The sequence below is a fragment of the Streptomyces diastatochromogenes genome (assembly GCF_002242805.1).
Taxonomy (GTDB): Bacteria; Actinomycetota; Actinomycetes; order Streptomycetales; family Streptomycetaceae; genus Streptomyces; species Streptomyces diastatochromogenes.
The window spans coordinates 134,005-156,503 of sequence record NZ_MCGQ01000016.1; the positions used below are offsets into that span (position 1 = coordinate 134,005).

General features: G+C 69.1%; 18 protein-coding genes. 7 read left to right on the top strand and 11 right to left on the bottom strand.

Going from position 1 to position 22,499, the window contains the following annotated elements; genetic code table 11:
- Positions 1–2: 2 nt before the first annotated feature.
- A complete protein-coding gene (locus tag BEK98_RS20070; RefSeq protein WP_094217966.1) occupies positions 3–2,972 on the bottom strand; it encodes a glycoside hydrolase family 35 protein in 2,970 nt (989 codons plus the stop codon).
- 75 nt (positions 2,973–3,047) lie between these two features.
- Here BEK98_RS20070 and BEK98_RS20075 point away from each other — a divergent pair, with 75 nt between their 5' ends.
- Positions 3,048–3,506 (top strand): RrF2 family transcriptional regulator, encoded by a 459-nt coding sequence (locus BEK98_RS20075; RefSeq protein ID WP_094217967.1) that lies wholly within the window; start codon positions 3,048–3,050, stop codon positions 3,504–3,506.
- Positions 3,507–3,510: 4 nt separating this feature from the next.
- On the opposite strand, the gene BEK98_RS20080 is transcribed toward BEK98_RS20075, so the two are convergent.
- Positions 3,511–3,975 carry a hypothetical protein gene (locus BEK98_RS20080; RefSeq protein ID WP_094217968.1) on the bottom strand — a complete coding sequence of 155 codons (465 nt, stop codon included), beginning with the start codon at positions 3,973–3,975 and terminating at the stop codon, positions 3,511–3,513.
- On the bottom strand, positions 3,968–6,745 hold the full coding sequence (locus BEK98_RS20085; RefSeq protein ID WP_167444212.1) for a CHAT domain-containing protein: 2,778 nt from the start codon (positions 6,743–6,745) through the stop codon (positions 3,968–3,970). Before BEK98_RS20085 ends, BEK98_RS20080 begins: the two co-directional genes overlap by 8 nt.
- A gap of 257 nt (positions 6,746–7,002) precedes the next feature.
- On the opposite strand from BEK98_RS20085, the gene BEK98_RS20090 reads away from it, so the two are divergent.
- Positions 7,003–7,650, top strand: coding sequence for a DUF4360 domain-containing protein (locus BEK98_RS20090; protein WP_094217970.1), 648 nt, complete (start codon positions 7,003–7,005; stop codon positions 7,648–7,650).
- 69 nt (positions 7,651–7,719) lie between these two features.
- Here the strand turns inward: BEK98_RS20090 and BEK98_RS20095 are convergent, their stop codons facing one another.
- The gene (locus BEK98_RS20095) at positions 7,720–7,905 is read right to left on the bottom strand and encodes a DUF397 domain-containing protein (protein WP_094217971.1); all 186 of its coding nucleotides are present in this window, start codon (positions 7,903–7,905) and stop codon (positions 7,720–7,722) included.
- A complete protein-coding gene (locus BEK98_RS20100; RefSeq protein WP_094218253.1) occupies positions 7,902–8,687 on the bottom strand; it encodes a helix-turn-helix domain-containing protein in 786 nt (261 codons plus the stop codon). The genes BEK98_RS20095 and BEK98_RS20100 overlap by 4 nt, the downstream gene beginning before the upstream one ends.
- 171 nt (positions 8,688–8,858) lie before the next feature.
- Between BEK98_RS20100 and BEK98_RS20105 the strand changes: the two genes are divergently transcribed.
- The 4 genes from BEK98_RS20105 (at position 8,859) to BEK98_RS20120 (ending at position 13,365) form a co-directional block, all read left to right on the top strand.
- Positions 8,859–9,296: an ATP-binding protein gene (locus BEK98_RS20105; RefSeq protein WP_094217972.1), complete on the top strand. Its 438-nt coding sequence runs from the start codon at positions 8,859–8,861 to the stop codon at positions 9,294–9,296.
- Positions 9,297–9,491: 195 nt separating this feature from the next.
- A complete protein-coding gene (locus BEK98_RS20110) occupies positions 9,492–10,922 on the top strand; it encodes a family 2B encapsulin nanocompartment shell protein (protein WP_094217973.1) in 1,431 nt (476 codons plus the stop codon).
- 5 nt (positions 10,923–10,927) lie between these two features.
- Positions 10,928–12,439 (top strand): family 2 encapsulin nanocompartment cargo protein terpene cyclase, encoded by a 1,512-nt coding sequence (locus tag BEK98_RS50885; RefSeq protein WP_279635470.1) that lies wholly within the window; start codon positions 10,928–10,930, stop codon positions 12,437–12,439.
- A gap of 50 nt (positions 12,440–12,489) precedes the next feature.
- On the top strand, positions 12,490–13,365 hold the full coding sequence (locus BEK98_RS20120; protein WP_244201906.1) for a geranyl diphosphate 2-C-methyltransferase: 876 nt from the start codon (positions 12,490–12,492) through the stop codon (positions 13,363–13,365).
- 61 nt (positions 13,366–13,426) lie between these two features.
- On the opposite strand, the gene BEK98_RS20125 is transcribed toward BEK98_RS20120, so the two are convergent.
- Positions 13,427–14,191 carry an intradiol ring-cleavage dioxygenase gene (locus tag BEK98_RS20125; RefSeq protein WP_094218256.1) on the bottom strand — a complete coding sequence of 255 codons (765 nt, stop codon included), beginning with the start codon at positions 14,189–14,191 and terminating at the stop codon, positions 13,427–13,429.
- Between the two features lie 185 nt (positions 14,192–14,376).
- Between BEK98_RS20125 and BEK98_RS20130 the strand changes: the two genes are divergently transcribed.
- A complete protein-coding gene (locus BEK98_RS20130) occupies positions 14,377–15,333 on the top strand; it encodes an arabinan endo-1,5-alpha-L-arabinosidase (RefSeq protein WP_094217974.1) in 957 nt (318 codons plus the stop codon).
- 129 nt (positions 15,334–15,462) lie between these two features.
- Here BEK98_RS20130 and BEK98_RS20135 read toward each other — a convergent pair whose 3' ends face one another.
- The 5 genes from BEK98_RS20135 to chvE form a co-directional block, all read right to left on the bottom strand.
- Positions 15,463–17,184: a pyridoxal phosphate-dependent aminotransferase gene (locus BEK98_RS20135; protein ID WP_094217975.1), complete on the bottom strand. Its 1,722-nt coding sequence runs from the start codon at positions 17,182–17,184 to the stop codon at positions 15,463–15,465.
- 132 nt (positions 17,185–17,316) lie between these two features.
- Entirely contained in the window at positions 17,317–18,480 is a 1,164-nt protein-coding gene (locus BEK98_RS20140) for an aldose epimerase family protein (RefSeq protein ID WP_094217976.1), read from the bottom strand.
- A 58-nt stretch (positions 18,481–18,538) separates the two neighbouring features.
- Positions 18,539–19,783 carry a multiple monosaccharide ABC transporter permease gene (mmsB, locus tag BEK98_RS20145; protein WP_094217977.1) on the bottom strand — a complete coding sequence of 415 codons (1,245 nt, stop codon included), beginning with the start codon at positions 19,781–19,783 and terminating at the stop codon, positions 18,539–18,541.
- Positions 19,780–21,330 carry a multiple monosaccharide ABC transporter ATP-binding protein gene (gene mmsA, locus BEK98_RS20150; RefSeq protein WP_094217978.1) on the bottom strand — a complete coding sequence of 517 codons (1,551 nt, stop codon included), beginning with the start codon at positions 21,328–21,330 and terminating at the stop codon, positions 19,780–19,782. The genes mmsB and mmsA overlap by 4 nt, the downstream gene beginning before the upstream one ends.
- A gap of 44 nt (positions 21,331–21,374) precedes the next feature.
- Positions 21,375–22,484 carry a multiple monosaccharide ABC transporter substrate-binding protein gene (gene chvE / locus BEK98_RS20155; RefSeq protein WP_094217979.1) on the bottom strand — a complete coding sequence of 370 codons (1,110 nt, stop codon included), beginning with the start codon at positions 22,482–22,484 and terminating at the stop codon, positions 21,375–21,377.
- Positions 22,485–22,499 lie beyond the last annotated feature (15 nt).

Sequence of the window (22,499 nt, forward strand, 5' to 3'; positions counted from 1 at the left end):
TCTCAGCGGCCGGGGGAGGGCACCGGAGCCACCGGTGTCCCCCCGGCCGCCCGGCCCAGCAGGGTCAGCTGGACGTTCCCCGGGCCGGACTGCGAGGTGAACTCCGAGAGGACCGCCAGCGCGAGGGTGTTGGTGCCCCGGGTGCGCAGGATGCCGTTCGGCAGGACGAAGGTGTGCTGCGGGCCGACGTTGTTGATGTACTGGCCCATGTTCCAGCCGTTGAGGAAGATCTGCGCCCGGTAGGCCCGGTACGGGTCGTCCTCCAGGGTCAGCCCGATCGACGCGTCGATGTCGGCCGGCACCGACAGCCGGAAGGTCGTCCGGTACCAGGTCACGCCCTGCCGCCGCTCGGCCCGCGGGAAGGTCACCGCCTTCCAGTCCCGGTCCCGGAAGCCGGGCAGGTGCCAGCCTTCCCGCTCCCCGTACAGGCCGCCGTTGTTCTGCGGCCCGCGCACCGGATCCGGGGCCGCCTCGCCCTGGATCCGCCAGGTCACCTCGGGTGCGGCCCCCTTGAACAGGGCGGCGGTCAGTCCACGCGCCACCTTGTGGGTGTCGAGCCCCTTGCCGTCCTGGTCGTGCTGCATGCGCCGGACCAGGACCGACAGTACGTGCCGGCCGGGCGAGCGCAGCTTCTCGCCCACCGGGAAGGCGGCGGTGGCGTCCCAACTGCCCTGCCTGACGGTGGTGTTCTTGTCCGGCACGGGCATCCGGTGGGTGCCCAGCGGCTCCCCGTCCAGCCATGCCATCAACAGGCCCTGCGTACCGGTGGTGTAGGCGAGGGAGACCTCGTCGATGCCGGAGGAGTCGGTGAACGTGCCCCGATACCAGACGTCTCCGTAGTGGAAGCCGTAGTCGTCGGCGAACAGCACGGGCTGGCCGTCCGGGACCGGCGTGACGCTGTACGACGACGTCTTGTCCGCCTTCTTCCACGACGAGTCGTCGAAGTTGGGCCCGGCCTCCGGGGTCTCGGTCCGCATCCGCCAGCGGCCCAGCCGGGGCAGCACCACCTCCGGCACGGAGGGCAGCATCCCGGTCGTCATCAGGCTTCCGGACAAGGTGACCCGGGTCGGTACCTTCCGTCCGTTCCAGACCAGGCTCGCGATCCCGCGCGGTCCCCACACCTCCAGGCTGGTCTCCCCGATGACGTCACCCGTCAGGTGGACCTCGGAACCGCGCAGCTCGGCGTGGCGCAGCAGCGACGGGCCGTACACCAGCAGGGTTCCGGACGGGGTGTCGTACGGGAAGATGCGCACGGCGGTGGCGTCGTCGGCGAAGAGCAGCAGCAGCGGGATCTCGCTCTCGCCCTTGGCGACCAGCACCCGGGTGAGACCGCCCTGCCCGAGGGGCGCGTTGACATGCAGTTCGTCGCCCTCGAACGCCCAGGCGGCCTCCGGGTCGAGCCGGGTGACGAAGGGCTCCTCCGGGCACTTCAGGACCAGGTCCGCCATGTCGTCCCGGCGGCCCGCGAACACGGCGATGTCCTGCCGTCCGGCCGTCAGGCACAGCATGGGCTGCGCGGTGGAGTACTTCAGCGTCCGCTTGCCCAGCGGGAGCCCGGTGGTCAGCATGCGGGCGTCGTGCGCGGGCACGGTGATCCGCAGGTTCCCCGCGTCCGTGGGCAGGTCGGTGGTGACCGGCTCGGTGCCGTCGTTGCGGGCCACGTACACCTGGGTGCCGGTGTCCGGGTTGGCGAGGTGGTAGACCTTCACGCCCTCCGCCTTGACCTCCGCCGCCCGGTCGAGGCGGGCGAAGTCGGGCACGCGCTGCAGCAGATGCCCGAGCTGGTGCATCGGCGCGATCTTCTCCGTGACGTTCCGGCCCTCGTCGATGGCGGCGCCATAGTCGTACGACGTGTAGACGACCGGTGCGGGCAGCCAGCCCCACGACGTCCCGCCGAACGTCATGTACACGTTGTGCAGGGTGATCCCGTTGGCGAGGTTGGTGAGGTAGAAGCGGCGCTCGTAGGCCGCGTCCCGGGTGCGCCGCGACTCGGCGTACCCCTTGCCGTCGAACCAGGAACCGCCCCACGGGTCGAACCAGCCGCCCCCGAACTCGGGCATGAACCCGGGCGTGCGCGGCGAGGCGGTGGACCCGCCGGTCGCCCCGCCGGGCCCGAAGGTCCCCCAGTCGGGCGGCGTCTGGGACGGCGACGGATACCCGTCGAACCCGTACAGCCAGCCGCCCTTCTCCCCGTCGGTGTCGAACGAGTCCGGCACCCAGTGGCCGTTGCGGCCCTTGTCGTTGTGGAAGAGCGGGACGTCGATCCCGTCACCCCGGACCTTCTTGTACAGATGGGACATATAGTCCCGCCCGGTCGGCTCCCCGACGTGGGCGTCGTACTCGTTCTCGATCTGGTAGAGCAGGATCGTGCCCTTGCCCTGGGTGAACAGGTGCCGCCGGGCGATCCGGTTCACCTGGGTCAGCCACTCGTCGACGTGCGACAGATAGGTCGGGTCGGCGGTGCGGGCCGTCCCCTTCGTCGCCGTCAGCCAGCCCGGGAAGCCGCCGCCGTCGATCTCGGCGTTGATGTACGGGCCGGGCCGCAGGATGACGTACAGCCCGGTCTCGGCGGCCGTGCGCAGGAAGAGATCGAGATCCCGGACCCCGGAGAAGTCGTACTGCCCGGGCGCGGGGGAGTGGTAGTTCCACGACACGTAGATGCTCACGGCGTTGTACCCGTGAGCCCGCATCTTCTGCAGCACGTCCCGCCACAGGGACGGGCTCGGCAGCCGGAACGGATGCATCTCGCCGGACCACACGACCAGCCGGCGGCCGTCGACCAGCAGCGAGTAGTGGTCGTACCCGATGGTGTGGCGCTCTCCGTCGGCGCTCGGCGGGGCGGGCGCCGGGCCGGTCGGCACACTGCGCGCCGCGTACGCCGAGGGCGCCCCGGGGCCGCCGCTGCCACCCAGGGCGAAGCCGAGCGCGGCCGAGCCGGCCAGGGCACTGAAGGTACGTCTGCTGAGCGCCAAGGTGGATCCTCCCGGGCGATCTTACGGGGGCGCGGTCCGGCCATTCTCCACGGAGATACGCCCCACAATGGACCCATGAGGATCTCGGCGCGGGCGGATTACGCGGTACGGGCGGTACTGGAGCTGGCCGTACGGGAGGGTGACGGCCCGATGAAGGCCGAGGAAATCGCCGCTGTACAGGACATTCCGCACAAGTTCCTGGAGGGCATCCTGGGTGACCTCCGGCGCGCCGGAATCGTCGACAGCCGACGCGGCGGGGGCGGCGGCTACCGGCTGGCCCGCGCCGCGGCCGCCATCACTGTGGCGGATGTCATCCGCGCGGTGGACGGCCCGATCGTGTCGGTACGGGGAGAACGGCCCACGGGCCTCGCCTACACCGGCACCGCCCAGCCGCTGCTGCCGCTGTGGATCGCCCTGCGGGCGAACGTCCGACGCATCCTGGAGGGCGTCACGCTCGCCGACCTCGCGGCGGACGCCCTGCCGGAGCCGGTACGGGCCCTGGCGGCGGAGCCGGCGGCTTGGGAGAACCCGTGACCCCTCAGCGGGGCGCCGCCTCGTCCAGCTCGGAGCGCCAGCGGGACTGGGCCGTGTCGTAGTGCAGGGGGCCGAGGCGGTACTGCGCGAGGTCGAGGGCGAGGAGCTGTTGGTAGGCCTCTGGGGGAAGGTCGGGCTCCAGCACGATGCGGAGGCTGTTGTCCGGGTCCTGGAGGACGACCGGGCGGGGTGTCTCGTCGCTGCGGTTGCGCAGCGCTCGGACGGCTTCCTGGAGGCAGCGGTAGGCGTCGGTCGCGGCCTTGTCGGCGACCGCCCTCAGGAACGTGTGCAGGGGGACGGAGACCAGGACCATCCAGACGAGCTGGCCTGCCGCGCGGCGGCGGGGGAGTTCACGGACGCGGGGCGTGAAGCCGAGGGCGGCGAGGGCGGTGGTGAGGAGGGTCTCCTGGTCTCGGGGGAGGCGGGGATCCACGACCACGTCGGCGGTGTGAAGGGCGGACTCAGTCACGTTGCAGCAGCTCCTTGAAGTCGTAGACGCGGACCGTGCACTCACCGCCGGTGGCGAGTCGGTGACCGTCGCGGCTGAACGCGATTCCCGAACCGTTGTAGTGCGGAAGCGTGAACACCTCGCGCCCGGTGTGGGTGTCCCAGACCTGTGCGGTGCTCCCGCCGATGGTGGCCAGGTGCCGATCGTCCGGGCTGAGCGCCAGGGCCCGCACCTCCGCCCCGTGGCTCACTTTCAGCAGTGGTGCGCCGGATTCGGCATCCCGGATCGATGCCATGCCGTTGCTGCCGCCGGCGGCGAACCGGCGCCCGTCACTGCTGAACGCCACGGTGAACACGGAGCCGCCGTGCTTGCCCTTCAGCAGTGTGGTGGCGCTCTCGGTGTCGCACACCCACACGGTCCGGTCCGCGCAGCCGCTGACCAACCGGCGACCGTCAGGGCTGAACGCGAGGCTGTGGACCGAGCTGGAATATCGCAGGCGCAGAAGTTCCGCGCCCGTCTTCGCATTCCAGATCCGAACGTGGGCGTCGTGGCCGGCGGTGGCGAGGCGCTCCCCGCCGGGGCTGAATGCCAGCGCGAGCACGGGCGCGCCCTGGTCGACTTCCATGAGCTGAGCGCCGGTCCGCGCGTCCCAGATCCGAGCCGTGTTCCCTGCCGCGGTCGCGAACCGTACGCCGTCGGGGTGGAAGCAGACATGCCGCACAGTGGCGCACAGCCGCCCGTGCCGGACCGTGACGCGATGCCCACCGCCGGTGTCACTCACCAGCGCGGTCCGCAGGGTCATGGCCGTGGCCAGGCGCTCCCCGCCGGGGCTGAACGCGATCGCCTTCACGCGGTGGGGCACGGTGAACTGGGTCCACGGGGCCGAGGGCGGCTGTGTCGGCCGAGCGGGCAGCCATGCGGGCCGAGCGGGCGGCTCTGTCGGCCGAGGGGGCGGCTCTTTCGGCTCGGCCGCGGAGGCTTTGCTGCGCACCCGCTCGACCAGTAGCGCGCTGTCCCGGTAGTCCGGGTCGATGGCCTGTACCGCGTCCAGCGTTTCCAGCGCCCGCGCCCAGTCGCGGTCCTCGATGTGGTCGAGTGCCTCGCGGTAGTGGCGCCTCAGCTCCTCCTCCCACGCGATCTCCTCCAACGCCGCCCGGGCGGCGCAGACCATGGCCTCCACTTCCGGGTCGGGTGCCGTGTCCGCCATGTCCAGCTCCCGCAACCGCTCGGCAGCTGCCACGACCGCCTGCCACTGGCCCCGCTCGTGCAGGTCGCTGATCTCCTCCCGGAGCTGCGCCCGGATCCGCTCCTTGCGGGCCAGCTCCAGCAGCGCGGCGGCGTCCTTGTAGTCGGCCTCGGTGGTGACGACGGCATCGAGGTGCTCGATCGCCCTGTCCCAGTCCCGCTCCGCCACCGAGGCGGCGCCGGCGTCGTACAGCGCGGCGAGCCGTTGGTGGTGGCGGGCCTGGGCGAGCTTGGCCTGGGCGTCCCGGTAGTCGCGGTCCCAGGCGACGACCGTACGGAAGGCCTCGACGGCTGCGTCCCATCGGTCGGTGAAGTAGGCGGCGAGCCCTTCGGCGTACAGGTCGGCGAGGTCCGGCCGGTGGACTGGAGGTGGGATGCCGGTCCCCTCCCGGGGCACCTTGGACTCGTCCGACGTGCCCGAGAGCCTGAAGATGTGACCGTCGTAATCGAGGGAGCGCATGTGCAGCACCGGCGTGCCCCACTCCAGCGTGCCCGGACGCGCCAGGGTCATGGCCTGGCGGGCCTCCATGACGGCCACGTCGATGGGCAGCCAGCGGGACAGGGCGTCGTAGAAGGCGTGAGCACACTCCAGGGCGGCGTTCTCGCTCACCTCGTACTGCATGGCGAGTACGGCGGGTATGCCCTTGCGCATCAGCGCGCCCGCCACGCTGGAGTAGGGGTTCAGAACATCCGCCCGGCCGGTCTCGCAGGCGTTGAGTACGGCCAGCCGCAGCGAGGGGTGGTCGGCGAGCAGCATCGCCAGCTGGCCCGCGCCCAGCCAGTAGGTGCCGCCCTGCTCACCGGTCAGAGCAAGGGTGCCCTCCTGGGCGCGGGTGTCATACCCGCCGTGTCCGATGAAGTGCAGCACGTGGCAATCGCCCCGACGACTGCCGCTGCGCACGTCCCGGCGAACAGCCTCGCGGAGGTCACGCCAGGTCTGCCCCGTCACCCACCGCAGTGCGACCAGGCCCTCCGCCTTGAGGTCGGCCAGGGCCTCATCCAGCCGCCGCTGCTCAGTGTGCGCGGACAGTGACTCTTGGTCGTCGGGCAGGGCTATCATGCCCAGGATCCGCAGCGGCGGCGTGATGCTCAGCGGCTCCTTGGACCGGGCCACCTGCGGATGGCGCACCAGCGGGGTCTCCAGACACACGTAGCTGTCCTCGCTGGAGTCGAACATGAACTCCCAGGGCAGCCGGGCCAGTTCGGGCGGTTGCACGCGGAACACCATGCGCACCTGCCCGCCTTGCCGCGCGGCGCGGTTGCGCGTGGTCAGCAGGAATGTCTTGCCGTCGTCCTCCAGCAGCGCGTCGAACAGCAGCCGTCCCAATTCCCGGACCGGTGCCTCGCCTTCCGCCACGGCGCGGCGCACCTGCGCGGACGACGCGATCACCGCGTCCGGCACCCGCGCCGCCAAGGCCTCCAGTTCATGGCTCGGCGGCAGGCGCAGGGTTCCGGAGGTCTCTACGCCGTCCGTCGTGCGGAAAACAACCGGGTAACCGTCGGCACCGGGGGGTCCGATCTCGACCCGGAAATCGACATCCACCACAGTTCCACCTGGCCCAGGGGCAACGGGCCGCGACAACGTCTGTGCCGCCTCTTCCACGCTACGACCATTCAGGTGCGGCGTCCTGGTCGGCATGTGAACGGCCCGAAGTGAATGGCCGGAGTTCGCCCTGCCGGGGTGGAGTGGGGCTTCCTACGATGCCCACGCCTCCCCATCCTTCACAGGTTCCACACAGTTTCTTCAATGTTGAACGGATGGGTCGGAGGTCGAACCCCCCCACTCGACAACCTGGAGAAACCATGGCTGGTGGACTCCTGCTGAGCGGCGCCGTAGCCGCTCTGCTCACCACCGCGATACCGGCTTCCAGCTCCTCTCCCGTCTTCGACGACCCGCCCCCGGACAAGATCGTCATCGACGTCGCCACGGTGAACGGCTCGGGCTGTCCGCAGGGCACGGCCGCCGTGGCCGTCTCCCCGGACAACACCGCCTTCACGGTGACCTACAGCAACTACCTCGCCCAGGCCGGCGGCAACTCGGACCCGACCGCCTTCCGCAAGAACTGCCAGCTCAACCTGGTCGTGCACGTCCCGCAGGGCTTCACCTACGCCGTCGCCAGCGCGGACTACCGGGGCTTCCTCTCGCTCCAGCCGGGCGCGTCGGGCACGCAGAAGGCGTCGTACTACTTCCAGGGCTCCTCGAACACCGCGGCCAAGAGCCACCCCTTCAGCGGCCCCTACAACGACGACTGGCAGGCCACCGACAGCACCGACTGGGCCCAGCTGGTCTGGGCGCCCTGCGGCGTCCTGCGCAACTTCAACATCAACACCGAGCTGCGGGTGTCCGCGGGCAGCACCCCGAGCAAGGTCAGCTTCATGACGATGGACTCGACCGACGGGGACATCAGCACGGTGTACCACTTCGCGTGGAAGCACTGCCCGGGCTCGTAGCCGGGTGTGACGCGTGACCGCGTCGCTCGGCCGGTGATGCTGGTGGTGCCGGGCGGCGCGGGCGGTTCCCTAACCGGCGGTGTATGTGAGGAAGTTGGCCCAGGTGGTGGGGGAGAGGGTGAGCGTGGGGCCTTCCTTGGCCTTGGAGTCGCGGATGTGGATGGTGGTGGGGGTGTGGGCGACTTCGACGCAGTCGTCTCCGGATGCGCTGCTGTAGCTGCTCTTGAACCAGGTCAGTTCCGAGTTGCTGCTCATAAGTCCTCTCGCATCCGCCGCAACAGGCTCACGGAATCCTGCATGGTGAGAGCCTGTGAGCGCATCCTGGCATACCGAGCCTGAAGAACGCTGACCACTTTCGGGTCGGAGATCAACTGGCCGCTTTCCTGGCCCTCGTTGTAAGCAGACCACTTGTTCGCCGGGGTTTCCAGCAAGCGGATGGGCCCTTGTAGGCCGGCGTGCCTCTCCTGGACCAGTGGCATCACCTGGATCTCCGCGTTGCGCAACTCGGTGATTTCCAGTACGTGGTCGATCAGTCCCCGCGTGACCTCGATGCCACCTGTGCGCCGCAGGAACAGGTGCTCTTCGAGGATGAAACTGAACGCCGTGTTGGGCCGCTCGTGCAGGAGCCGCTGCCGGTCCAGGCGAGCGGCCCACAGTTCCTCGATCTCTGCGTCCGACAGCGGTGGCAGCTGGTCGGCGGCCAGAGCTCGTACGTACAGTTCCGTCTGTAGCAGCCCAGGGATCATGCGGCACTCGTACGTGTAGAGGTTGATCGCGGTCGTCTCCAGCTGAGCCCACCGCCGGAACCAAGCCGCCAACCCAGGCTGCCGCTCCAGGCACTCCGCTGCCTTCCTCAGCACCCCGGTGTTGCCCAGAACCCTCTCCGCCGCCTCCACGAACCCCACATCCGGCATCCGCCTCCCCAACTCCACGGACGCCACCGTGTGTTTGGAGTACCCCACAAGCCGGCCGAACTCCTCCCTGCTCAACCGGTGATATTCGCGAAGCGCCTGCACCACCGCCCCGAACGTCCGCATGCTGTCCGAAGACTCCGGCTCGCCCACCCGCCCGTCGACCACCTCGGTCACCTCCCGGGCCCATGGTTACGGCCAGTCACGAGTACTGTCCAGTCCGTGACCGCGTACGCTCGCGCAGCGTACGCGCGCCGCACCTGGTGAACCCCGCTGCACACCCTCCACATTGGGCACATGACGCTCACTCAGCGACTCAGCCCGACTCCCCGCGGCGCCCGCCTGGCCCGGCATCTCGCCCTCGCCCAACTCGCCGCCTGGGGCATCCCGCACGGCACCGAGACCGCCGACGCCGTGGCCGTGATCGTCGCCGAGCTGGCCGCCAATGCCGTGATTCATGGGCGCGTTCCGGGGCGTGACTTCGAGTTGCGTGCCTCCCTCCTCCCCGGACGTGTGCGGATCGAGGTGACCGACACCCGCGCCGAACACCGCCCGCCCGGCCCCCGGGACCTGCACCCGCCCGCACCCCTCGCCAACGCGGGGCGCGGTCTCGTGCTGGTCGACGCGGTGGCTGATCGGTGGGACGTGGTCGACCGTGATCCGCCGGGGAAGACGGTGCGGGCCGAGGTGGACCTGCCGTTGGCGCGGCGCGCATCGATTACTGTGAGTATTTGACGCCGCGAGGGTGGTGCGTGGTCAACGGTTGACCCTCGATCGATCTGAGCAGCCATTCTTGGTGGTTGGGGCGCGCGGGAGCGCGGATCGTGCACGGGAAACCCTTCGCGCGCCGACCGTCTTGCTTACTCAACGTGACGAAGACTCTGGTAGTCCTGTGCCCACAGCATGTGTCACGGGATACGAGGGAGAGTCATGCCACTCGAGACGACGACGGCACCGGCCGCAGGCGCGGAGTCGGTCCAGCAGCGGGAGCAGCAGAGCCTCAGCACCGCGGCGGCGCGCAATCTCGCCACCACCACCAAGTCCGAACCCCAGATGCAGGGCATCAGCTCCCGCTGGGCGACCCGGATGCTTCCCTGGGTGAACGTGCCCGGTGCGACGTACCGGGTCAACCGCCGTCTGTCGTTCACCGTGGGCGACGGCCGGGTGTCCTTCGTGAAGACCGGCTCGAAGGTCCAGGTGATCCCCGCCGAACTGGGCGAACTGCCCCTGCTGCGCGGCTTCTCGGACGCCGACGTGCTCGGCGTGCTGGCCGACAAGTTCGTGCAGAAGGACTTCACGCCGGGGCAGGTCATCGTCCAGGCGGGACGCAAGGCCGATCACGTGTACCTGATCGCGCACGGCAAGGTCGAGAGGATCGGCGAGGGGCCGTACGGGGACGAGTCCGTGCTCGGACTGATGGCCGACGGGGACACCTTCGGCGGTCGGGTGCTGGCCGGACAGGGCAAGAAGTGGGAGTTCACGGCCCGCGCGATGACCGCCACCACGGTGCTCGCGCTGCCGCTGACGGCGTACAAGACGGTCGCCGACCGTCATGAGGCGCTGCGTACGCACGTGCAGCAGATCAGTTCCAACGGGCACCGCAAGCTGAACCGGTCGGGCGAGGCGGCGATCGAGATGAGTGCGGGGCACGTCGGCGAGGAGACCCTGCCGCAGACCTTCGCCGACTACGAACTCTCGCCGCGTGAGTACGAGTTGAGCGTGGCGCAGACGGTGCTGCGGGTGCACAGCCGGGTTGCCGACCTCTACAACGAGCCGATGAACCAGACGCAGCAGCAGTTGCGGCTGACCATCGAGGCGCTGCGGGAGCGGCAGGAGCACGAGCTGATCAACAACGAGGAGTTCGGTCTGCTCCACAACGCCGACTTCGAACAGCGGATCTCCACCTACTCGGGCCCGCCGACCCCGGACGACATGGACGAGCTGCTGAGCATGCGGCGCAAGACCCGCTGTTTCCTCGCCCACCCCAAGGCGATCGCCGCGTTCGGCCGCCAGTGCAACAAGCGGGGCCTCTACTTCGGCGGCATCGAGCTGCACGGCAACCACCTGCCCGCGTGGCGCGGGGTGCCGCTGCTGCCGTGCGGCAAGATCCCGATCAGTGAGCAGGGCACGTCGTCGATCATCGCCATGCGCACCGGCGAGGACGACCAGGGTGTCATCGGCCTCTTCCAGACCGGGATCCCGGACGAGGTGGAGCCGGGCCTGAACGTGCGGTTCATGGGCATCGACGACCAGGCGATCATCTCCTACCTGGTCAGCAGCTACTACTCGGCCGCCGTCCTGGTGCCCGACGCCCTCGGCGTCCTGGAGAACGTCGAGATCGCCCGTACGAACGGGAGCTGACGACGGTGTCGTTGATCTCTCGGGTCACGGCACCCGCCGCGGCCCACGACGTGGCGGGGCTGGTGCGGGCCCTGCTCTCGGCGCCCCCGCCGTCCGCCCCGCCCGAACCGAGACTGCCTACGGGCCCTACCGGGCCGGGTACGTCGGCGGCGCGCATCCCCTCCGGAACCGCGTCCACACCGCACGGCGCACGGAACGGCAGCGCGGCGCCCTCCGCCACGGCGCTCTTGCTGCCACTGCCCCTGCCGACTCCGGCGATCGCGCATCAGCCCGCGGTGGTGCATCCGGCGGCGGCCGGGCAGCCAATGGCGGCAGAGTGGCCGACGGTGGCGGGCCGGCCGGTGGCGGCCGGGCGGCCATCGGTGGGCGCGCCTCCGACCCTCGCCGTGCCGCCAACCGGTCCCATGGGTCAGGGCGCTTCGGCGGCGGCCCCCGGTCCCACGGGTCTGGGCACATCCGCGGCAGCCCTCAGCCGTACTGCTCCCGGCGCATCGGCGGCAGCCGGCCGTACCACCACCCCCGAGCCCCGCCGGGAGGCGTCGGCATCCGCCTCCGATCCCGGCCCCCGGCTCCACTGCCCGCCCGCCCTGCGCGACGACCCCGCCCTCGGTGCGGCCGTCACCGAAGGGCTGGTCGAGTGGGCCGAGGAGATCGGGATCTACCCGGGCCAGCTCGACAAGATCCGTGCCGCCGACTTCGGCCGGCTGATCATGCTGGCGCACCCCGAGTCGGACGACCCCGACCGGCTGCTCGCGGCGGCCAAGTGCGCGCTGTCGGAGTGGGCCGTGGACGACCACTGGGTGGACGGCGATGTGGAGGTGGCCCGGCACGACCTGCTCGGCCAGCGGCTCGCGCTCGCCCACTCGGTGGTCGACCAGGCGCACCTGCCGCTCGCCTACGCCCCCCAGCTGGAAGAGGTCGTACGGGCGGACCCGGTCATGCGGGCCCTGCGCGACAGCCTGCGCAACCTCCACTCGTACGCGACGACCTCCCAGGTGCGCCGGCTCCGCCACGAGCTGGGCATCATGTTCATCGCCTACAACCAGGAGGGGTACTGGCACACCGCCGGGCACACCCCGCCGGTGTGGGAGTTCCTGATGCACCGGCACGAGAACAGCTTCGTCCCGTGCATGGTGCTCGTCGACGCGGTCGCCGGATACGAGATTCCCTACGGCGAGTTCGCCGACCCCCGGGTACGGCGCGCGTTCACCATGGCGGGCACCGCCAGCGTGATCGTCAACGACCTCTACTCCATGGGCAAGGAGGACCCGACGGACTTCAGCCTGCCCCGGCTGATCGCCCGCGAGGACGGCTGCTCGCTCGAAGAGGCCGTCGACCGCACCGTCGAGATCCACAACGAGCTGATGCACACCTTCGAGGCGGAGGCGGCCGCGCTCGGTGCGACCGGCTCCCCGGAGCTGCGCCGCTTCCTGGCGAGCACCTGGGCCTGGCTCGGCGGCAACCGCGAGTGGCACGCGGGCAGCGCCCGCTACCACGCCGACGCGCAGGCCGCCTGACCCCGCCCCGCCGCACGGCATCCCCCCACTCCAGTAAGGAACGACCGACCATGTCCAAGATCTCCACCCAGATGGAAAGCATCGCCATGCGCGACGTCCTGCGCACCGACTACCAGAGGTCGGTCGCGGAGTACTGGAACAGGGAGAAGGACCCCGTCAACATCAAGCTCGGCGAGGTCGACGGCCTCTACCACCACCACTACGGCCTCGGCGACTGGGACCCGTCGGTGCTGGCCGGCCCGCCGGACACCCGTGACCAGCGCATCATCGAGGAACTGCACCGCCTGGAGACCGCCCAGGCCGAGGTGCTCCTCGACCACCTGGGTGACATCAACCCGGACGACCGCCTCCTGGACGCCGGTTCCGGACGCGGCGGCACCAGCTTCATGGCCAACGCCCGCTTCGGCTGCCACGTCGACGGCGTGAGCATCTCCGAGCAGCAGGTCGCCTTCGCCAACGACCAGGTCAGGCACCGCGGGGTCACCGACCGGGTCCGCTTCCACTTCCGGAACATGCTCGACACCGGCCTCGACACCCGTTCGCGCCGCGCGATCTGGACCAACGAGACGACCATGTACGTCGATCTCTTCGAACTCTTCGCGGAGTTCGCGCGCCTGCTGCAGTACGGCGGCCGCTACGTCTGCATCACCGGCTGCTCCAACGACGTCACCGGCATGCGTTCCAAGGCCGTCAGCCGGATCGACGAGCACTACACCTGCAACATCCACCCGCGCAGCGAGTACTTCAAGGCGCTGGCCGCCAACAACCTGGTGCCGATCCAGGTCGTCGACCTGACCCCCGACACCATCCCCTACTGGGAACTGCGCGCCAAGTCCTCCGTGGCCACGGGCATCGAGGACCCGTTCCTGACCGCCTACAAGGAGGGCAGCTTCCACTACCTCCTCATCGCGGCCGACCGCATCTGACCCACGCGTCCCCCGGAACCGGGCGCGGCTCCAGGGGACGGTCGTCTCAGCGCGCCTTCGGTCAGCCGGAGACGCCCAGGGCGAGGGTGCCGGTGTAGCCGGAGGAGGCCGAGCTGCCCAGGGCGGTGAGGGTGAGGAGGCCGGAGGAGGCGCCGCCGCCGTCGTAGATGGAGTCCTGGGAGAGGGTGGTGCGGGTGACCGTGTTGGTCGAGTACGGGGAGACCTTCGCCACCGCCGTCGTGATCGTCTCGCTGAAGAAGAGCTGGCCGGTGTGGACGGTGGAGCCGCCGGTGAAGGAGCCGTCGGAGGTGAGCGTGACGCCGGTGTGGACCTTCACATGGATGTGGACGCAGCGGCCCCGGTACCAGCCCGGGTAGACCGTGGTGAGGTTGGCGACCCCGCTGGAGTCGGTGAGGACGCCGCCGCGCAGGAAGGTGCCGTCGTCCGACTCGTGGTGGCCGTTGTTGCCGACGTAGCCGGAGTACTCGCCGAGCGCGTCGGCGTGCCAGATCTCCACCAGGGCGTTGGCGAGCGGGGTGCAGGCGGAGTTGACGACGGTCAGGGCGAGTTTGAGCGGGGCGCCCGCCTTGCCTTCGGTGATGTCGGAGCGGACGAGCGCTCCGTCGAGGTAGTAGGGGCCCTGGGTCATCTCCTTCGTGAGGGTGCAGACGGCTGCGGCGACTGCCGGTGTGGTGTCGGGGGTGCGGGTGGCCGCGGGGGCCTGCTGGGCCGTCGCGGCGCCCACGGCCAGGGCGGCGGCCGTGGTGCCGGTGGCGATCAGTACGGTGCGGCGCCCGACCGTGCGGGCATCTGAGTTTTCTGTCATGGACACGGCACCGTAGAAACGCTTGCTGTCCACAGGCTGTCAGTTGGGCAAAGTGACGGACCGTCAAGATGCCTGATGAGACAGGAGAGTTGTTGTGAGAACTGTTGACTCGCAAACCATTCGATTCTACGGTCCGTCCGAATTGCCGATCGGAGTTCGATATACCGAATAAACAGGAGGCTGGAATGAAGCGCACCGCACTCCTCGCCGTCCCCGCCGCCGTCCTGCTCGCCCTCGTCCCGAGCAGTGCGTCGGCGTACCCCAACCCGGGCACGGTCACCGGTGACGTGGTCGTCCACGACCCGACGATGATCCGCACGTCGGGCGGCCGCTACCTGCTGTACGCGACGGGCGGCGGCCTGGCCTACAAGACCTCCACCGACCGCGTCTCCTTCACCGCCGGCTCCGACGCCTTCTCCACCAAGCCGGGCTGGTGGTCGTCGTACGCCACCGAGGCCTGGGCGCCGGACATCTCGTACCACGGCGGCAAGTACCTCATGTACTACGCGGTCTCCACGTTCGGCTCCAACAAGTCGGCGATCGGACTGGCCGGTTCGACGACGGGACTGCCGGGCTCCTGGAGCGACTACGGCGTCGTCTACACCTCCACCACCTCCAGCGACTACAACGCCATCGACCCCAACCTCTTCGTGGACTCCGACGGCAAGTGGTGGCTGTCCTTCGGTAGCTGGTGGACCGGCATCAAGATGATCCGCGTCGACCCGTCCACCGGGAAGCAGTACGCCGGCGACACCACCCGCTACTCCCTCGCCTCCCGCCCGACCGGCAGCAAGGCCGTCGAGGCGCCGTACGTCGTCAAACGGGGCAGCTACTACTACCTCTTCGCCTCCTACGACGTCTGCTGCCAGGGCACCAGCTCGACGTACAAGGTGAAGGTCGGCCGCGCCACCTCCGTCACCGGCCCCTACTACGACAAGAACGGCGTCGCCATGACCGACAACGGCGGCACCCCGGTCCTGGAGTCGCACGGCAGCGTCATCGGCCCCGGCGGCCAGTCGATCATGAACGACACCGACGGCGACCTGATCGTCTACCACTACTACGACGGCAACGACAACGGGACACCCAAGCTTGGCATCAACTTGCTGAACTGGAACAGTGGTTGGCCCGTTGCGTATTAATCCTGGTCAGGGGCAGTCAACCTAGGGGCGCGGGGCTGTGTCGATATGCGGCTCCGCCGCGTGGGCGCGACAAGCCACGACGGCGCCGCAGTCGCCCAGGCAGAGCACCTTCTACGGCGAGACGGCGAATCAACCGGCCTGTCCCATCCCCGCCGCGTTCGGCCAGCTCTGTGCGTTGGGCCAGCCGGTCGCCGGGGCCGGGGTCAGACCGGCGGCCGGCATGCCCGGGGCCGTCATGCCGCGTACCTGGGCCGCCGTGAGGCCCCCACGGGCCGGGACGCCCGGCGGGGTGGGGCCGAGCGCGGCGGCCGGGGCCGGGGCGGGGGCGGGGGCCATGGGGGCAGGTGCGGGTGCGGGTACAGGTACCGGTGGCGGGAAGGGGGCCGGTGCCGGAGCAGGTACCGGAGTCGGGACAGGGACCGGTGCCGGTGCAGGCGCCACCGGCTGCTGTACCGGCACCGCGGCCACCGGCTGGGGCATCGCCGCCACCGGCTGCTGTACCGGCATCGGCATCGCCTGAGCTGCCGCCGGCATCGGCATCCCGCCGCCGGTCGGCGCTGCGGCGGCGGGGAGCGGCATGCCGGTGCCGGCGGCCGGTGCGACGCCGGCGCCGACGGCTTGCGCGGCAAGCCCCAGCATTCCGGCGCCGTTGGTCTCGCTCACCAGCCGGTCCACGGCCGCCGTACCCGAGCTGTAGCTGGTCCCAGTGCCCAGCTCGGGTACGGCGGCTCCCCTCCTGGTCCCGTAGAGCACCTGCTCCAGGCCGGACACCAGGCGACGCACGTCGACCTGGGGGCGCACCACGAGTCTCAGGAAGCGGCTGGAGGAGCCGATCTTGTTGCCGCACTCGCGGACCAGAATCCGGTGCTCGGTGAGCATCCGGTCCCGGACCACCGTGCCCTCGGCTCCCACGGGGAGGCGCACGAACAGAAAGTTGCCCTGGGAGGGGTAGACCGTGAGGCCGGGCAGGGCCGCGAGGTGGTTGGTCATGTCCAGGCGGTCACGGCGTACCTGCATCAGGCTCTGCGCGTACTCCATGCCGTGCTCCTTCAGCATGAACACCACGTGTTCGGCGAAGGAGTTGAGGTTCCACTTCGGCAGCATCGAGCGGACCTTGCCCGCCAGTGCCGGGTTCGCGACCAGGTAGCCGAAGCGTATGCCGTGCAGGCCGAAGTTCTTGCCGAGGCTGCGCAGCACGACCACGTTGGGGCGGAGCATCGCCTCCTGGACGACGCTCGGGTCGGCCTCCGCGTCGGCGAACTCCAGGAACGACTCGTCCACCACCACCAGGTCCAGGTCCGCCATCGCGTCCATGAACTGCACGACGGACTGCTTGCGCAGATAGCCGCCGTCGGGGTTGTTCGGGTTGCAGATGACCGCCACGCGGGTGCCTCGGGCGCGGATGAACTCCGCGTACTGGGCCAGGTCCAGCGCGAAGCCGTTCGCCTCCTGGAGCGGGAACATGTCGACCCGCTTGCCGGTCTCCATCGGCTGGTCGGTCCAGCGGCCGAAGGTGGGGACGGGGATGGCCAGGGACTCGCGGACCAGGAGATGGTCGATCCAGGTGATCAGTTCCGTCGAGCCGTTGCCCATCGCCACGCACTGCGGCGGCAGCTGGAGCAGGCTGCACAGCTCGGCCGTGATGGTGTCGGCGCTGCTCGGGTAGTACGTGATGATCTCGCGCAGCCGGACCGCCATCTCCTCGAACATGGCGGGAGTGGGGAAGTACGGGTTGCACGGGATACAGAAGTCCACCGGGCCCGACCCGTCGCCACCCTCGCGCGTCAGCGCCGCCATCGAGGGGCTGTGCGCGGCGGTACCGCGGAACAACGAGGTGACGTTGTCGGGCAAGGGAACCTCCGTCGAAGGGTGGCCCGTGCGGGGGAGCACGGGCCACCCTTGGATACGGAGGGGACGGCAGTGGCGTTCAACTCACCCGCTGTGTGAGCCGCTTCACGCCAGGGACGTCCAGGCCGGGAACGTTCAGGCCGAGAACGTGTGGATCGTCGTCGTCCGGTACGTCTGGCCGGGCCGCAGCACGGTCGACGGGAAGTCGGCGTGGTTCGGCGAGTCCGGGAAGTGCTGGGTCTCCAGGCACAACGCGTCACCCTGGCGGTAGGTGCGGCCGCCGGTGCCGGTCAGGGTGCCGTCGAGGAAGTTGCCGGAGTAGAACTGCAGGCCCGGCTGGTCGGTGGCGATCTTCAGGGTGCGGCCGGAGCGCGGGTCGCGGAGGGTGGCGACGTGCTCGGGCTTGGCGGTGATGCCCTTGTCCAGCGCCCAGTTGTGGTCGTAGCCCTTGGCCTGCACCTGCTGCTCATGGCCGGCGCGGATGTCGCGGCCGATCGGCTTGGCGTGCCGGAAGTCGAAGGGGGTGCCGCCGACCTTGGCCAGTTCGCCGGTGGGGATCAGGCCCGAGTCGGTGGGGGTGTAGCGGGCGGCGGCGATGCGGAGTTCGTGGTCCTCGATCGTGCCGCTGCCCTCGCCGGCCAGGTTCCAGTAGACGTGGCTGGTGAGGTTGACGACGGTCGCCTTGTCGGTGGTGGCCTCGTAGTCGATGCGCCAGTCACCGTGCTTGGTGAGGGTGTACGTCACCTTCGCCTTGAGCGTGCCCGGGTAGCCCATCTCGCCGTCGACGCTGGTGTAGTGCAGGTGCAGGCCGACGTCGGAGCCCTTGGTGAACGGCTCCACGTCCCACACGTGCTTGTCGAAGCCCTGCTTGCCGCCGTGCAGGCTGTTCACACCGTCGTTGACGGAGAGCTGGTAGCTCTTGCCGTCGAGGGTGAACTGGCCCTTGGCGATGCGGTTGCCGTAGCGGCCGATCAGGGCGCCGAAGTACGGCGTCTTCGCCACGTAGTCGTCGATGTTGTCGAAGCCCAGCGAGACGTTGGCGTAGTGGCCGTGCCGGTCGGGGAGCTCCAGGCTCTGGACGACACCGCCCCAGTTGAGGACCTTCAGCCGGGTGCCGCCGTTCTCCAGCGACCAGCGGTAGATCTTCGTGCCGTCGGCGAGCTTGCCGAAGGGTTCCTTCACCGGCTTCCTTCCCGAGGCCGAACCGGTAGCGGCCTGGGCGTTGCCCGTGCCGAGGGTGGTGGCGGCGAGGCCCGCGGCCGCCGCGCCTGCTATGACCGTACGTCTGTTCAGTTCCATGTGCGGCTCCTGCACAAAGGAGGGGCCCCACCGGCTTTCCGGTGGGGCCCGATCTGACTTACGAACCGGACTTGCGCTTGTTCCACACGTCGAATCCGACCGCCACCAGCAGGGCGAGGCCCTTGATGACCTGCTGCCAGTCGGTGCCGACGCTGAGGAGGTTCATGCCGTTGTTCAGCACGCCGAGGACGAGACCGCCGATGATGGCGCCGAGGACGGTGCCGACACCGCCGCTCATGGACGCGCCACCGATGAACGACGAGGCGATCGCCTCGAGTTCGAAGTTGACGCCCGCCTTCGGAGAGGCCGCGTTCAGACGGGCGGCGACCACCAGACCCGCCAGGGCCGCGAGCACGCCCATGTTCAGGAAGACGTAGAAGGTGACCTTCTTGTCCTTGACGCCGGACAGCTTGGCCGCCGGCAGGTTGCCGCCGATCGCGTAGATGTGGCGGCCGAACACCGCGTTGCGCATGACGTAGCCGTAGCCGACGACCAGCGCGCCGAGGATGATCAGCACGATCGGGGCGCCCTTGTAGCTGGCGAGCAGCATCGTGAGGCTGAGGATCGCGGCGACCAGGGCGACCAGCTTCAGCAGGAAGAGCCGGGTGGGCAGCACCTCCAGCGCGAACTCCTGCTGGCGGCTGCGGTCGCGGACCTCCTGCCAGACCACGGCCACGATCAGGGCGAGCCCGAGCAGCAGGGTCAGGTTGTGGTAGTTGGTGTTCGGGCCGACCTCGGGGAGGAAGCCGTTGCCCATCTTCTGCAGACCGTCCGGGAACGGGCCGAGGGTCTGCCCCTTGAGCAGGATCTCCGTCAGGCCGCGGAAGAGCAGCATGCCGGCCAGGGTGACGATGAACGACGGTATGCCGAGATAGGCGATCAGGAAGCCCTGGACGGAGCCCGCGGCCGCGCCGATCAGCAGGCACAGCACCAGCGCGATCGGCCAGGACACCCCGTGCTGCACGGTCAGTACGGCCGCGAAGGCGCCGACGAACGCCGTCAGCGAGCCGACCGACAGGTCGATGTGGCCCGCGATGATGACCAGCATCATGCCGATCGCGAGGATCAGGATGTAGCTGTTCTGCAGCACCAGGTTGGAGACGTTGCGCGGCAGCAGCAGGTCCCCGTTGGTCCAGACGGTGAAGAGGACGACGATCAGACCGAGCGCGATCAGCATGCCGTACTGGCGCATGTTGCGGCGCAGACCGTCCAGCATCAGCTGGAGCAGGCCGGCGCCGGAGGCCGATCCGCTCTTGCCCGGCGGCGCCGAGGCCGGGATCTTGTCGGTGACATCGGTGCTCATCGCGTTACCTCTTTGTCCTTCGTCATCTGGCGCATCAGCACTTCCTGCGTGGCCTCGGCCCGTGGCACCTCACCGGTCAGCCGTCCGGCGGCCATCGTGTAGATGCGGTCGCACATGCCGAGCAGTTCGGGCAGCTCGGAGGAGATGAAGACGACCGCCTTGCCCTCGGCGGCCAGCTGGTCGATGACCGTGTAGATCTCGTACTTGGCGCCCACGTCGATGCCGCGCGTGGGCTCGTCCAGGATCAGCACGTCCGGACCCGCGAAGATCCACTTGCTGAGGACGACCTTCTGCTGGTTGCCGCCCGACAGCTTGCCCACCCGCTCGAAGACGGTCGGCGCCTTGATGTTCATGGACTTGCGGAAGCCCTCGGAGACCTGCCGCTCCCCGTGCTCGTCGACGATGCCCCGCTTGGCGACCTTCTTCAGCGCGGTCAGCGAGATGTTGCGGTTGATGGTGTCGATGAGGTTGAGGCCGTAGTGCTTGCGGTCCTCGGTGACGTACGCGATGCCGTGGTCGACCGCCTCCGCGACGGACTTCGTACGGATCTCCGTGCCGTCCTTGAGGACCGAGCCGCCCGCGTACCGGCCGTACGTCCGCCCGAACACGCTCATCGCCAGCTCGGTGCGGCCCGCGCCCATCAGGCCGGCGATGCCGACGATCTCCCCGCGGCGCACGTTGATCGACACGTCGTCGACCACCTTGCGCTCCTGGTCGATCGGGTGGTGCACGGTCCAGTTGCGGATCTCCAGGGCCGGGGCCGCGTCCGCCTCGCCGTCGTACGACGTGCGCTCGGGGAAGCGGTGGTCCAGGTCGCGGCCCACCATGCCGCTGATGATCCGGTCCTCGGTCGTCTCCGGCGACTTCACATCCAGCGTCTCGATGGAATGACCGTCGCGGATGATCGTCACCGAGTCGGCGACCTTGCGGATCTCGTTGAGCTTGTGGGAGATGATGATCGAGGTGATGCCCTGCTTCTTCAACTCCAGGATGAGGTTGAGGAGTTTGTCGCTGTCCTCGTCGTTCAGCGCTGCCGTCGGCTCATCCAGGATGAGCAGCTTCACCTTCTTCGACAGCGCCTTCGCGATCTCCACGAGCTGCTGCTTGCCCACGCCGATGTCGGCGACGCGGGTCTCCGGGTGGTCCTCCAGACCGACCCGGCGCAGCAGCTCGGTCGCGTGCCGCAGGGTCTCCCTCCAGTCGATGAACCCGCTCTTGGCGTGCTCGTTGCCGAGGAAGATGTTCTCCGCCAGGGAGAGGTACGGCGACAGTGCCAGCTCCTGGTGGATGATCACGATGCCGTGCTGCTCGCTCGCCCGGATGTCCTTGAAGCGGCAGACCTCTCCCTCGAAGAGGATGTCGCCCTCGTACGTGCCGTGTGGATGGACTCCGGAGAGCACCTTCATCAAGGTGGACTTTCCGGCGCCGTTCTCGCCGCAGATGGCGTGGACCTCGCCCTGCCGGACGGTCAGGGTGACGTCCGACAGCGCCTTGACACCGGGAAAGGTCTTGACGATCGAGCGCATTTCCAGGACGGGTCCCGCCATGGTCGTGCCTTCCAATCAGTGTTGTTCGGCCGGGTTCGTCTGGATTACTTGAGTTCGGCGTCCGTGTAGTAGCCGCCCTTGACCAGCACGTCCTCGTAGTTGGACTTGTCGACGCTCACCGGCTGGAGCAGGTAGGCCGGGACGACCTTGGTGCCGTTGTTGTACGTCTTGGTGTCGTTGACCTGCGGCTTCTTGCCCTTGAGCGCGTCGTCGACCATGGTCGCGGCGACCTTGGCGAGCTGGCGGGTGTCCTTGTAGACGGTCTGCGTCTGCTCACCGGCGATGATCGACTTCACCGAGGCCAGCTCGGCGTCCTGGCCGGTGATGACGGGCAGCGGCTGGCTCTTGGAGCCGTAGCCGTCCGACTTCAGCGCAGCGAGGATGCCGATCGAGATGCCGTCGTACGGCGAGAGCACCGCGTCGACCTTGCCGCTCTTGTAGGAGGAGGTGAGGATGTCCTCCATGCGCTTCTGCGCGGTCGCGCCGTCCCAGCGCAGGGTGGTGACCTTGTTCAGCGCGGTCTGGCCGGACTTGACCACCAGCTGCTTCTTGTCGATGTACGGCTGGAGCACGCTCATCGCGCCACCGAAGAAGTACTTGGTGTTGTTGTCGTCGTTCGAGCCGGCGAACAGCTCGATGTTGAACGGGCCCTTCTTGCCGCTGTCCAGGCCGAGCTTGTGCACGATGTACGTGCCCTGCAGCACGCCGACCTTGGTGTTGTCGAACGAGGCGTAGTAGTCGACGTTCTTGGTGCCGAGGATCAGGCGGTCGTAGGCGATGACCGGGATGTTGGCGTCCGCGGCCTCCTGGAGCACGTTGTTCAGGGACTTGTTGTCGATGGCCGCGACGATCAGGCCCTTGACGCCCTGCGTGATCAGGTTCTCGATCTGGGAGACCTGGGTGTCCGGGTCGTCCTCGCCGTAGACCAGCTTGGTCTTGTAGCCGGCCGCCTGGAGGTTCTTGACGACGTTGTTGCCGTCGTTGATCCAGCGCTCGGAGGACTTGGTCGGCATCGCGATGCCGATGGTGCCGCCCTTGGCGCTGCCCTTCTCCTCCTTGCTGCCGCCGTCACTGTTCTGGCCGCAGGCGGACAGGGTGAGGGCGAGGGAGGCGGCTCCGGCTATCGCGGCGAGGGCGGCTCTGCGGTTGCGCATGTGATCAGTCCTTGT

Coding starts and splice junctions, on each gene's coding strand:
- BEK98_RS20075 (WP_094217967.1), top strand. CDS start 3,048: ATGAGGATCTCGGCGCGGGCGGATTACGCGGTACGGGCGGTACTGGAG.
- BEK98_RS20090 (WP_094217970.1), top strand. CDS start 7,003: ATGGCTGGTGGACTCCTGCTGAGCGGCGCCGTAGCCGCTCTGCTCACC.
- BEK98_RS20095 (WP_094217971.1), bottom strand. CDS start 7,905: ATGAGCAGCAACTCGGAACTGACCTGGTTCAAGAGCAGCTACAGCAGC.
- BEK98_RS20100 (WP_094218253.1), bottom strand. CDS start 8,687: ATGCGGACGTTCGGGGCGGTGGTGCAGGCGCTTCGCGAATATCACCGG.
- BEK98_RS20105 (WP_094217972.1), top strand. CDS start 8,859: ATGACGCTCACTCAGCGACTCAGCCCGACTCCCCGCGGCGCCCGCCTG.
- BEK98_RS20110 (WP_094217973.1), top strand. CDS start 9,492: ATGCCACTCGAGACGACGACGGCACCGGCCGCAGGCGCGGAGTCGGTC.
- BEK98_RS20120 (WP_244201906.1), top strand. CDS start 12,490: ATGTCCAAGATCTCCACCCAGATGGAAAGCATCGCCATGCGCGACGTC.
- BEK98_RS20125 (WP_094218256.1), bottom strand. CDS start 14,191: ATGACAGAAAACTCAGATGCCCGCACGGTCGGGCGCCGCACCGTACTG.
- BEK98_RS20130 (WP_094217974.1), top strand. CDS start 14,377: ATGAAGCGCACCGCACTCCTCGCCGTCCCCGCCGCCGTCCTGCTCGCC.
- BEK98_RS20140 (WP_094217976.1), bottom strand. CDS start 18,480: ATGGAACTGAACAGACGTACGGTCATAGCAGGCGCGGCGGCCGCGGGC.
- mmsB (WP_094217977.1), bottom strand. CDS start 19,783: ATGAGCACCGATGTCACCGACAAGATCCCGGCCTCGGCGCCGCCGGGC.
- mmsA (WP_094217978.1), bottom strand. CDS start 21,330: ATGGCGGGACCCGTCCTGGAAATGCGCTCGATCGTCAAGACCTTTCCC.
- chvE (WP_094217979.1), bottom strand. CDS start 22,484: ATGCGCAACCGCAGAGCCGCCCTCGCCGCGATAGCCGGAGCCGCCTCC.